Below are 12,971 nucleotides of genomic sequence, written 5' to 3'. Positions count from 1 at the left end.
ATGAGAAAAAATATTTTATCAACTTTATTAGTATTATTTGCTATATCAATAAAGTGCCAAATAAATCCAGGAGGCTATATACAAAATAGCGTTAATAGCATTGCTCCTAAATCTCCGGATGCTGCAGCATTATTCAGATATACGGAGACCCCCGTTTCATTATACACAGGCGTCCCGGATATAAATATTCCATTGTATACAATCAAAGAAGGAGATATTGAGGTTCCTATTTCTATTTCATATCATGGTGGGGGTATAAAGGTAAATGATGAAGCTTCGTCAATAGGTTTGGGCTGGTCACTTAATGCAGGAGGCAGTGTATCCCAAATCATGGCGGGTGCTAATGATTTTAGTACTGATGGGTATTATAATATTTATCCAAAAAGTTTTGGTAGTTTAATTGGAAGCGTATCAAATTGTCCAACTGTTCCGTGGAATAGCAGTACTCAAACTAATGCTTATTATTCTGATAGTTTTATGACTATAAAACAGAATGGAGCTGTTTATACAGGTTGGGATTTTCAACCGGATTTATTTTTGATCAATATACCAGGTAAATCCTACAAAGCTTATCTGGATATGGAAAAAACAATAAAACCAAACGGACCTCTTAAATTTGCAATAGCTGAACAACCTAATATTGATTTTAAATTGATAGGATATCCAAGCTCTAATGCAAGTTATAATTTTGAAGTTATTGACGAAAAAGGGATAAAATATACTTTCCTTAAAAATGAGATCACAATACCAATGCCGGGTTGGAATTCTATATCTGGACTTTCAAAGCGTCTATCTAATATAGACGATATAAAAGGTAATTCAATCAGCTTTACATATTCCAATAATATTAGTAATTATAAGCTGTCAGGCGCTAAAAATACAAGAACAGATTTTACTTATGCGCCAGGCATGAGCCAAAATTATCAGATTCAAAACGGGTTAACAGATTATAGTAAACAATCTGTAGAAGAAAGTTATCTTGAAAAAATAAATTTCGCCAATGGTTCTGTGATTTTCATATGGTCTGACAGGGAAGATGTTTATAATTCTAAGAAATTATCATCAATTAAGATTTTCAATAACCAAAAACTCATTAAGGAATATAATTTCAATTATGATTATTTTGTAGCAACGGATAATTTAGATACAAATTCAATTGCTGCATGGCTGGGTGCCACAAGTAATAAAATCTTTACACACAGATTAAAGTTAATGAGTATCCTAAATCCAATTACAAATGAAAATTACTCTTTTGGATATAATGTAAATCACAATCTTCCTAATAAACTAAGTTTTTCATCTGACTTTTGGGGCTATTTTAATGGTCAGAATAATAGTGATACTTTTATTCCTGATCCTGATAAATATATCAAAGGAGAAACTCCTTTTAATGTTACCTCATTTCAAAAGGATGCATCTAATTACTGGTATGAAGCAACAGCGGTTAGTGCTGAATATAGTGATGGTCATTTTAGAATTTATAAAAATTACTCCTCAGATGGTAAGCATTATTTGTCGGACAGACGAGCATCGATGTACTCTCTGGCTGGATTATTAACATCAGTAACATATCCTACAGGTGGTAAGACAGAATATGAATATGAACCCAATACATATTCTAATTTTCCCCTACAATCATTAATAAATGATAATACCAGAATAGAGAAAGGAGCTAATTATTCTATTAATAATATAAATGGGAACATTGTACACAATAACAATGCAACAGAATTTACAATAACCGGAAATAATATAAAGGTTAACATTACTGCTCGTTTTGGGTTTTATTATTTGTCTAGTGCAAATAATAATTCTACTAATTATTTTTGGGCTTATATAAAGAATAAATCTACCGGTCAAATTGTTAAAAAGATATATAATACAAATCTTGGATCATACCAAAATATTTTCTTTATTGATAATATTATTCTACAGGGTGGCACGTATGAAGTAGGAATGTCATACAATAATGATTTTAATTATAATAATTTATATACAGGGGGAAGCACTGCAATACTAAATTCCTGTACTATAAAATATAATGAAGAAAAAAGTATCATTAATGGAATAGAGCACAATTATAGTTCAGGAGGTGGAGTAAGAATAAAAAGCATAAAATCTACTGAAAAACCAGGTGCAAATTCGATAATTACAAATTATATCTATGATGAATCTACAGATGGGGGTACAAAAATTACCTCTAATGGAAATCTCGCTGAACTTCCTAAGTTTTTTGAAATCCAAAACAGATGTTTTGAAGTTCTGGTTTATAATCCTAATATGACTCGTATAATCCCGAGACCTAATTGCACTACAACACCGTCAAACTCGAATTCGAAACCATTTAAAATATCTGTTTATGAGGCAACGCAGTCTCAGGGCGCATCAACTCTACCACAGGGCACTCATGTTGGTTACTCTAAAGTAACAGAACAAATTATTGGAAAAGGGAAAACAGAAAATCATTTTATAAATAATTATAATCAGTCATGTATTAATATGGCGGTAAGAGGTGCATCTTTGCTTATTGGAGATGGAGATCTTACAAAACAAATAGTTTATGATAATAATAGTAATAAAATAAGAGAGTCCATATTTAATTATAGTTTTAACTATCCCAATACCCTAAATACTTATTTTATTTCTGCTTCTATTTTAGATCCTGTTACAAATTATGTAACTGAATATCATGGTATTAATCCTAATGGGGTTGGCAGTTATTATTATGAGTTATTCGGAGGAATTGTCCATAATTATTCGATTAATTTATATAAGTCATTATTAGATAGTACAGTTACCAGAGAATACTTTCCTGCTGGATCAAATAATTATATAGAGTCAAAAGTTAGTAATATTTATAATAATAAATATCTTCTTGCGAGAAAGTTAGCAACATTTCCGGATAATAGTATCACAGAAAATACATATCAATATGCCCACGAAAAGAATAACCAAAAACTAATCACAGCTAATATGATTGGTATTCCATTGGAGACTACGACAATCAAAAAGCAGAATGAAAATGATGCTGGTAAAACAGTTTCAAAGACCGAAGTGGTTTACCCGGACCAGAACAATTATCCGACAGCCCAAGCCGGCAGCCTTTTGCTTCCTTTGTCTTTAAAATCCTCGGACCAGCTTACAGGAGTGATGTCCACGGATGTTACGTATGATAAGTACGACGAGAAAGGCAATATTGTGCAGTACACGGCCAAAGACGGCATTCCGGTAACCATTGTCTGGGGCTACAACCAGACCCAGCCTATCGCTAAAATAGCAGGAGCCAAACTTTCCGATATCCCGCAGTCACTCATTAATATTATTGTGAGTGCTTCTGATACCGATGCTTCTGCAACTCCTAATAATGATGAGACATCACTTCTACAGGCACTGGACAATTTTAGGAAAGATGCAAGCTTATCGAATTACCAGGTGACCACCTATTCTTACGATCCGTTGATTGGCGTAAGAAGCATCACGCCCCCTTCAGGAATACGAGAGGTTTATATTTATGATAATGCGAGAAGGCTGATGGAAATCAGGGAAAATGATCAGACAGGCAAACTTCTAAAAGAATTTAAATACAATTACAAACACTAACCATGAAAAAGATATTAATACCAATCGGTGCTTTGCTGGTATCGGGTTTGGGATATGGCCAGACCACAGGGCCAAGCAGTACAGAAAACTATATACAGAGCCGGACTTATTTAGAGCCTGTTACGGCTTCAAGCTCAACAGCGCGGCAGGTGGAAACGGTCCAGTACTTTGATGGATTGGGAAGGCCCAAGCAGGTGGTAAATGTAAAGGCTTCCCCAACCGGAAAAGATGTGGTAACGCATATAGAATATGATGGCTTCGGCAGACAGGTTTTTGATTTTTTGTCCGTTCCCCAGCAGGGGACGCAGAACGGGGCTATTTATACTTTCCCCTTAAGCAATGCCACGCAGCCTGCATTGTATGGCTCCGAAAAGATCTATGCTGAAAAGGTACTTGAAAGCTCACCCCTTGACCGTATCCTTCAGCAGAAGCAGGTGGGAACTGCGTGGAGTGACAAGCCTGTGCAGTTTGGCTATGATGCCAATACTACCGGTGATGCCGTTAAAAAATACACTACGGTTACCACCTGGGTTGATGGGGCTACGAGCTCTGTTATGAGCCAGTCAGCTAATTACGGGAATGCGCAGCTGTATAAAAATACAGTCACGGATGAAGATAATAATGTAACTGTTGAGTTTAAAAACGGGCAGGGGCAGGTTGTATTGGTTAGAAAAGTTTTAAGTGCCAGTGAAAATGCAGATACGTATTATGTGTATAACGAATACAACCAGCTGGCTTTTGTCATTCCTCCCAAAGCAGCTGCTGCTGCAGACCCCAATACGGTGCTCACTGATCTCTGCTACCAGTACAAATATGACGGCAGGGGCAGATTGGTGGAGAAGAAACTTCCCGGGAAAGGCTGGGAATATATGATCTACGATACAGCGGATAGATTGATTATGAGCCAGGATGCTAATCTGAGAGCGCAAAATAAATGGTTATTTAACAAACATGATAAATTCAGCAGAGTATTATATACGGGAATTGTTATTGACGGAGGCGCCAGAAATGCGATACAAGGCCATGTTGAAGCTGTATTCGGAAGCAATACTGAGACAGAAGGGTCATTTCAGCACAGCGGCATCACAATATATCATGGCAAAACGGCTGCACCAACTGTTTTTGACAAGATCCTTACTGTAAACTATTATGATAAGTATCCTCCATATGACTTCAGTCCCACTTTCCCGGCGGATATTATCGGTCAGCCGACCTTAACGGACAATCCGGCAGCAGACGGGAGAAGCACCAAAGGCCTTCCTGTGATGAGCTTGGTAAAAAATATTGAGGATGACAACTGGACGAAGAACTATACGTATTACGATAAAAAAGGAAGGGCGATAGGATCTTATTCCATTAACCATCTGGGGGGCTATACAAAGACAGAATCTTTATTGGACTTTGCAGGGGTAGCCCAGAGGGTCAATACCTATCATTTAAGCAAACAGGGTGAAGTAGGGGTATCAGTAACCGAAGGCTTTGTCTATGACCATCAGAACCGCTTGTTGCAGCATTACCACAAGGTAGATGACAAGCCTGAAGTTATTTTAGCAGATAATACCTATAATGAATTATCCCAGCTTTCCAATAAAAAAGTAGGAAATAATCTTCAGAGTATTGATTATACCTACAACATCCGGGGCTGGATGACACATATCAACAAAGACCAGATGCCGCTTGCTGATCTGGGCGGAAGGCTGTTTTCTTACAGGATCAAATACAATGAAAAAGAGGGCCTGACGAATCCCGATCCGGTACTTTTTTCCGGTAAGGATGTAGTGCCGAAATATAATGGGAATATTGCGGAAGTGGACTGGAGAAGTGTAGAAAATACAGGCAATAATCCATCACTGACTCCGAAGAGATATGGCTACGTTTATGACCGGCTGAACCGGCTGACGGCAGGCTACTACCAGAACCCAAATAATCCGAACAGCAAGGAAAATACCGAGTCCTTAGGTTATGACCTGAACGGGAATATTACCAGTCTCTACAGGACTTCGGTAATGGAATACGGCAGTACCATCCCTACCAAGATTGATGACCTGGAATATGTTTATGCATCAGGAAACAAGAGCAATAAGCTGACGAACATTCATGATTCTGCTGACAACTACACAGGCTATGAAGGCGGCGGGCAGGAAATTCACTATGACCTGAACGGAAATATGACCGATATGCCGGATAAAGGGATTGGGTCAATACAATATAATTACCTGAACCTTCCTAAACATTTAGAATACAATAAGATCAGTAATGAATCTGTTGTTCTTGATACAAAATACAGGGCAGACGGCGTAAAAGTCAGCAAAACCAATGCAACGACTGTGGTTGGTATTACAGGATATGTCATCACTACCAGAATCTCAGATTATCTGGATGGCTTTCAGTATTTGGGTTCACCTCCCAGTACAGGCGGAGGCGGCGGATCTGAATCTTTAATGGCCAATCTGGAAACAGGCAGGGCGCTTGAAAGGCAGGCGTATTCCATAGATGATCCTGTTGCCTTAACACCCATGAGCCTTAAAAACACTGACCTTCAGTTTTTCCCAACGGCAGAAGGGTTTTACGATTATAAAAAAGATCAGTATATTTACCAGTATAAAGACCATTTAGGAAACACAAGGATTAGTTTTGGAAGAAACAGCGCAGGCGCTCTTGAGATTACAGATGCCAATGATTATTACCCATTCGGGATGAACCACCTGAAAAGCGGGAACTCTTTCTTTGGGATAAGTTTATACAAGAATTACAAGTACAACGGAAAGGAGTTGCAGGAAAGCGGGATGTATGATTACGGAGCCAGGTTTTATATGCCGGATATCGGTAGATGGGGTGTGGTGGATCCACTGGCGGAACAATACCGCAGACACTCTACTTACAATTATGCCGTAAACAATCCAATACGATTCATCGATCCGGATGGTCGTGGAGTTGAAAGCACAGGTGTAAAATTAAATGAAAATGGTACATATACTGTCGTAAGTGCTAAAGATGATGGGAATAATGGAATTTATGTAGCAGATGCGAAAGGCAATTATGATGTAGAAACTTCAGACCATCTTGCTAACTCTTTAACCCCTCGCTCTTTTATGGGAGACGATAACCAAGCTGTTGTAGGTGCTGTAATTAGTCCAGGTGATTTAAGTGGCAATGATTTCCTTAATGATCTGATGGGTGCTAATGAGCCTAATATTATTAAATATATGGCGAACGGTAAAAGTAATGAACAATATGATTTTAAAACCAATGGTCCTAATGGAGAAGCTGGAGGAACCGATCAAAGACCTGAAGGAATGACCGTGCAACAGTATAGCTATCGTGGTGTTTTGTTTTCAGTAGATACTGGAGATAAGACTAATAACGTTTCTGTTATCGCTTCAGCACGAGATATTGGAAATTTTGGAGCAGGTTATATTGCTGGAAATAATGGTTTAACCTGGGGAACCGCAAGATTAGGATTTGATGCTCTCCAAAGCAAGCAACAAGGTACTTTTGCTACTGAAGGACAGACCACCCAAATGGCTCAAAAAATAGGTCATACTCTCGGACATAAAAATTATGATAGTAGGCGTGCCGCAGTTTACAAGTCCCAATCCTCAAATCCATTACGTGGACCCAAATAATTTAATTATGAAAAAAATACTGAAAGTCTTCGTTATATTGATTGCAGTTTTAGGAGCTTTATTTGTTTGGTATGATCAAAGTCGTTCTATTTTCAAAGCAACTAATGGACAATATATTACGATGTGGAAAAGATATGGAGGAACTTGTTATCTGATTCCGGGTAAATATTATGGGATTACAAAACCAAAAGATGGTTATATAGAGACCTCAAACCTTGGTTATCTTACGGTATATTATAGTGATAAATTACCACATCTTATTTTATTGAGTAAAGAATCCAACTACGATTATAAATCTTCTAATCCTATAAATAAAAAGTATTTGTTTGAGGATTACATATCAAATAAAGAAAAATATAAACCTATCATTTATAAAGAAAATGCTGAAAAATTTTCCGATATAAATAATGATGCTTCTTTTTTAAGCATAAATATCTTAGAAGGTTATGCTACTGATGGGACAGGGAAAACTCAGAGATAAATAATAAAGCCACTCAATTGAGTGGCTTTATTATTAATTTTCAAACTGCTTGTCTACGAGGTCAAGGAAACCTTGCGCTAGTTCATCGAGGATAGAAAGGTGTTCTTCTTGAAGATGGTAGAAGTTCCGGTACAGGTTTTTGGATGGGTTTAGGAACTCGAAGAAATCAAAGGCCTGGATGGGTTCCAGTACCTGTCCAGGCCGCCTGCCACTTCTCTTGGCAGTGGCGGCGGATCTGAATCTTTAATGGCCAATCTGGAAACAGGCAGGGCGCTTGAAAGGCAGGCATTTTCTGTGGAACCTATGGCGGCTTCAGCCACACTGTCATCCAAGAACAGTGACCTTCAGTTTTTCCCAACGGCAGAAGGCTATTACGATTACAAAAAAGATCAGTATATTTACCAGTACAAAGACCATTTAGGAAACACAAGGATTAGTTTCGGAAGAAACAGCGCAGGTGCTCTTGAAATTACGGATGCGAATGATTATTATCCGTTTGGGATGAACCATCTGAAAAGCGGGAACTCTTTCTTCAGCCCATCGGCTTATAAGAATTACAAGTACAATGGAAAGGAGCTTCAAGAGACCGGAATGTATGACTATGGGGCGAGAATGTATATGCCGGATATTGGTAGATGGGGAACGGTTGATCCGCTGGCGGAAACTTCAAGAAGATGGAGTCCTTACAATTATGCCTATAATAACCCAATTAGATTCATAGACCCTGATGGAAGGGCAAATGAGGATATTATTAAAGTTAATGCACAAGGTTACGTTCAATCTATTACTCCTCAGGAAGGACCGCACGTTGTGGTGGATGAACAAGGCAATCAGTTAAATACAAATGATTCCGCAGCTGACCAAGACCAATTACAAGCGCTTGTTGATTATGCCGGAACAATGACAGATTATGAAGTGCAGGATGCAGAAGTCAGGCTATTTACACCATATTCGGCACAAGATATGGCGGACAGTTTTAACAAATTAGGAATTGGCGATATAAATGGTACAGCCAGATATCTTCAGGCTTTTGGAGAACAATCGTTTTTTATGACACCTTGGATGATGTATATGGGTTCTTTAGGTCACGGAGAGTTTGATTTTGCAGGAGATATGTCCGCTTTAACTCAAAAAACAGATAATGCATATAATCCTATTCAAGGTGGTGGCTCTGCTCCTCCAGACGGAGCAGGAGGTTTTATAAAATTTGAAGGGAGCAATACATTATACAATGTCTATGATGCTGGAAATTTTATGACAGGAAAAGCTTTCCAAATGATTGGAGCTCCTTTGGATGTATTGAAAAGTGGTGCTAATGCTAGTAGTAAATATATTTCTCGTCAAGGACCTGATACGGCATCAGACCAAAGAGCAATTACTAACGGATATAATTATAACAGAGTAGGATGGAAAAAATAAATATTAGAAACTTAGCAATTTTATCGTTTATAATTTTTTTATTAAATTTTTGTGCGTTTATCTTTATAGATGTATTGGAATTGATTAAGCCATATTCGTCATTTAATAAAAAAATAAGTTTTTTCGTTTTATTTCCTTTGAATATAATAGGAATATTAATATCGTTTGCTGTTATTATAAAAAATACAATCAATAAAGGGAAATTACTTTATTCTGTACTTTGTTTGCCATTACTTTTAATATTATTCTATTTCTTTTTTTTAAAAGGGGTTTATCTAAAGTAAAAATTAAAACTATTGAATAAAAGAGTAAGATGGAAAAAATAAAAATATCTAAAATGTGTTTTATTCCACTAGTAATATTTACTATCAATTTTATTATTTATTTATTGATAGAAATTTTTGGAGTAATTTATACATATAGTAATACTGCGAAGAAAATATATTTATTCTTTTGTTTTCCGATGAATGTATTGGGACTTATTATATCTGTTTATATTTTCACACAATTTTTTTCTAAAAAGAAAATTTTTTGGGAGATAATACTTTGTTTGCTATTATTGGTATTCATATTTTATTTCTATTTTCTTCCACTTATTAAAGATTAAATAAACAAGAAAGCCAACTCGGTAGAGTTGGCTTTCTTGATTTTACTTTTCAAACTGCTTATCAACGAGTTCAAGAAAACCTTGTGCCAGTTTATCGAGTATCGGAAAATGCTTCTCTCCAACGTGGCTGAAGTTCCAATACAGGTTTTTGTGAGGATTAATGAACTCGAAGAAATCAAATGGCACCATATCTCGTGGATTTGTAATCCGTGGGCAATAATAACCCCCGCTGGTGCGAGCGTCTCGCTCATATCTGTAATAACAAATAATTGTTCATTATTTACTTTTTTCAGGTTTAATGATTGATTATCAGTGCAACATCCGGGGCTGGATGACGTACATCAACAAAGACCAGATGCAACTTCCCTATCTGGGCGGCAGGCTGTTCTCTTACAGGATCAGATACAACGAGAAAGAAGGCCTGACGAATCCCGATCCGGTACTTTTTTCCGGGAAGGATGTAGTACTGAAATACAATGGGAATATTGCGGAAGTAGACTGGAGAAGTGTAGAAAATATAGGCAATAATCCATCACTGACTCCGAAGAGATATGGCTACGTTTATGATCGGCTGAACCGCTTAACGGCAGGCTACTACCAGAACCCAAATAATCCGAACAGTAATGAAAATACCGAGTCCTTAGGTTATGACCTGAACGGGAATATTACCAGTCTCTACAGGACTTCGGTAATGGAATACGGCAGTACCATCCCTACCAAGATTGATGACCTGGAATATGTTTATGCATCAGGAAACAAGAGCAATAAGCTGACGAATATTCATGATTCTGCTGACAACTACACAGGCTATGAAGGCAGCGGGCAGGACATCCACTATGACCTGAACGGGAATATGACCGATATGCCGGATAAAGGGATTGGGTCAATACAATATAATTATCTGAACCTTCCCAAACATTTAGAATACAGCAAGATCAGTAATGAATCTGTTGTTCTTGATACCAAATACAGGGCAGACGGATCAAAACTCAGTAAGATAAACAAAACTACAATTGGAGGATTAATGGGTGATATCACCAATATTATAACCACAGATTATCTGGATGGATTCCAGTACCTGTCCAGGCCGCCTGCCACTCCTCTTGGCGGAGGCGGAGGATCTGAATCTTTAATGGGGAATCTGGAAACAGGAAGAGCGCTTGAAAGGCAGGCGTATTCCATAGATGAGCCTGTTGCCTTAACACCCATGAGCCTTAAAAACGCTGATCTCCAGTTTTTTCCTACTGCAGAAGGGTTTTACGATTACCAAAAAGATCAGTATATTTACCAGTATAAAGACCACTTGGGAAATGCAGAGTGAGTTTTGCAAGAAACAACGCAGGCGCTCTTGAGATTACAGATGCGAATGATTATTACCCGTTTGGGATGAACCACCTGAAAGGCGGAAACTCCTTCTTTGGGATAAGTTCATACAAGAATTACAAGTACAACGGAAAGGAACTGCAGGAAAGCGGGATGTATGATTACGGAGCCAGGTTCTATATGCCGGATATCGGACGATGGGGCGTGGTAGATGACCTTGCTGAAAAATCAAGAAGGTTTTCTACCTATACTTATGCATTAGATAATCCAATCATGTTTGTGGATCCGGATGGAAGAGAAGCGGAAAGATGTTGTAAATATTGGAATGATGCCTGGGGGAACTTTAAAACGGAATCAAAAAATATGGTTTTGGGTGGTATTCAGTTAGCAGCTAGACCAGGAAAAACAATTGGGACAGTAATAGGAGGAGCTGTAAATGATGCAAAGGCAGGCAGGTATAATTCTGCTGTGGATAAAATAACCAATCTAACCCATATGGGTACTACAGATATGGTTAAAAATGCATTCAAAGCAGTTAAAGGAGATGGAAAAGCATTAGGTGCATTAGGTGCACAAGGCTTAGCAGTACTTGCAGCAGAGGGTGCTGGAAGGATTGCAGGAGCTGGAAAAGGAATAAAAGTGGCTGGGGCAGTTGAAACTGAATCTTCGATATTTTCTAATGTAGCAAAAGTTGAAGGATTAGCTGAATCTCAAAATATAAAAAGTTTACAATCTGGATTAAGAAGTGAGACGCCTGTGGGAGAAATTTTAGATAAAATGAAATCTAAAGATGGTTTTAATGTATCAGATTATACAATTGGTGGCTATTATTCAGAAGGTGTATATTATATTAGTGAAGGTAATCATAGAATGGCTGCTGCGTTAGAATATCAAGCGGAAACAGGAAGTTCAAAATATGTAAATGAGTTTTTAAAAACTGGAAGTTGGGATAATAAAACTCCTAAGTCAAAAACATATAAATTTACGGTAAATACAGATTAAGAGATGAGGAAATTTATTATAAAAAAAGAGAATTGCTACAAGATCAATCTGCCATCAGAAAATGATATAGCCGAATATATAAATGATTGTATAGATTTAAATTTATTTAATAGTATTTCTCCTATAGTAGATGGTTTTTTTTTAGATGTTGAATTATACGGTCATCTAAAACTGAATGAATATGTCCATAAATATAATTTAGATAAGGACTTATTATATTTTTATGAAAATCATAAAGATGTTCTAATCCGTAAATTATCTGTAAAACAAAAAATACTTTTATCAATTTCTGAAAATTTACATTATGATTGTTTATTGCTGTCTTTAGAAGCATTGAGTGAAAGAACTAGACTTTATTTAATTTTCATTTCATACTTTTTAAGTAGTTCTAAAAGAAAAAGTACTATAATACTTTTTGAATATTCAACTTTAAACAGAATATATGAAAATATTGAGATTACTATAATTAAACCTTCTTGGAGTGAAACTAAACTTGAATACTAATAATAGATAAAAATGTTACTGTTGGTTAAGGTTGTCCACGAGCTCTAGGGTCTTTAGGTACAATTGGAGCTGTTGTGGTACTTGCTCATAAGGTAGGAGGATCGAAAGGAGTTGCTGCCGCTGAAACTGAAACATTAAGTGGGTCTCTCCCTGCTAGCGCGAGCATCTTGCTCGTGCTCAGATTGAGTACATACGGCAATACTATCCAAACCAAGATTGATGACTTGGAGTATATTTCTGCATCGCATAACAATAGTAACAGGTAACTTACACTAATATTTCCAGTAATGCCACAGGTTACTAAGGCAGAGAACAGGAAATCCCCCGCTGGTGCGAGCGTCACGCTCGTATCTGTCATAACAAAGAAGCCAACTCAATTGAGTCGGCTCTTTGCTTATTAAGAAATTTT

The 12,971-nt window shown here is 37.2% G+C and carries 8 protein-coding genes; 7 read left to right on the top strand and 1 reads right to left on the bottom strand.

Annotation, left to right across the window (positions count from 1 at the left end):
* The 4 genes from SD427_RS12155 (at position 1) to SD427_RS12140 (ending at position 9,126) form a co-directional block, all read left to right on the top strand.
* Positions 1-3,600: a hypothetical protein gene (locus tag SD427_RS12155; RefSeq protein WP_320558068.1), complete on the top strand. Its 3,600-nt coding sequence runs from the start codon at positions 1-3 to the stop codon at positions 3,598-3,600.
* Positions 3,601-3,602: 2 nt separating this feature from the next.
* The gene (locus tag SD427_RS12150; protein ID WP_320558067.1) at positions 3,603-7,226 is read left to right on the top strand and encodes a DUF6443 domain-containing protein; all 3,624 of its coding nucleotides are present in this window, start codon (positions 3,603-3,605) and stop codon (positions 7,224-7,226) included.
* Positions 7,227-7,233: 7 nt separating this feature from the next.
* The gene (locus SD427_RS12145) at positions 7,234-7,707 is read left to right on the top strand and encodes a hypothetical protein (protein ID WP_320558066.1); all 474 of its coding nucleotides are present in this window, start codon (positions 7,234-7,236) and stop codon (positions 7,705-7,707) included.
* A gap of 246 nt (positions 7,708-7,953) precedes the next feature.
* Entirely contained in the window at positions 7,954-9,126 is a 1,173-nt protein-coding gene (locus tag SD427_RS12140; RefSeq protein WP_320558065.1) for an RHS repeat-associated core domain-containing protein, read from the top strand.
* A gap of 649 nt (positions 9,127-9,775) precedes the next feature.
* Here SD427_RS12140 and SD427_RS12135 read toward each other — a convergent pair.
* Positions 9,776-9,922, bottom strand: a complete 147-nt coding sequence (locus SD427_RS12135; RefSeq protein WP_320558064.1) for a hypothetical protein — start codon at positions 9,920-9,922, stop codon at positions 9,776-9,778.
* 109 nt (positions 9,923-10,031) lie between these two features.
* On the opposite strand from SD427_RS12135, the gene SD427_RS12130 reads away from it, so the two are divergent.
* From SD427_RS12130 to SD427_RS12120, 3 genes are read left to right on the top strand one after another with little or no spacing between them, the layout of a single operon-like run.
* On the top strand, positions 10,032-11,054 hold the full coding sequence (locus tag SD427_RS12130) for a hypothetical protein (protein ID WP_320558063.1): 1,023 nt from the start codon (positions 10,032-10,034) through the stop codon (positions 11,052-11,054).
* Positions 11,051-12,058, top strand: coding sequence for an RHS repeat-associated core domain-containing protein (locus SD427_RS12125; RefSeq protein ID WP_320558062.1), 1,008 nt, complete (start codon positions 11,051-11,053; stop codon positions 12,056-12,058). Before SD427_RS12130 ends, SD427_RS12125 begins: the two co-directional genes overlap by 4 nt.
* A gap of 3 nt (positions 12,059-12,061) precedes the next feature.
* On the top strand, positions 12,062-12,562 hold the full coding sequence (locus tag SD427_RS12120) for a hypothetical protein (protein WP_320558061.1): 501 nt from the start codon (positions 12,062-12,064) through the stop codon (positions 12,560-12,562).
* The last annotated feature ends 409 nt before the right edge of the window (positions 12,563-12,971 follow it).

Source organism: Chryseobacterium sp. JJR-5R (assembly GCF_034047335.1).
Classification (GTDB): Bacteria; Bacteroidota; Bacteroidia; order Flavobacteriales; family Weeksellaceae; genus Chryseobacterium.
The sequence above is the reverse complement of the archived record's forward strand: the minus strand, read 5'-3'. Positions and strand labels throughout refer to the sequence as shown.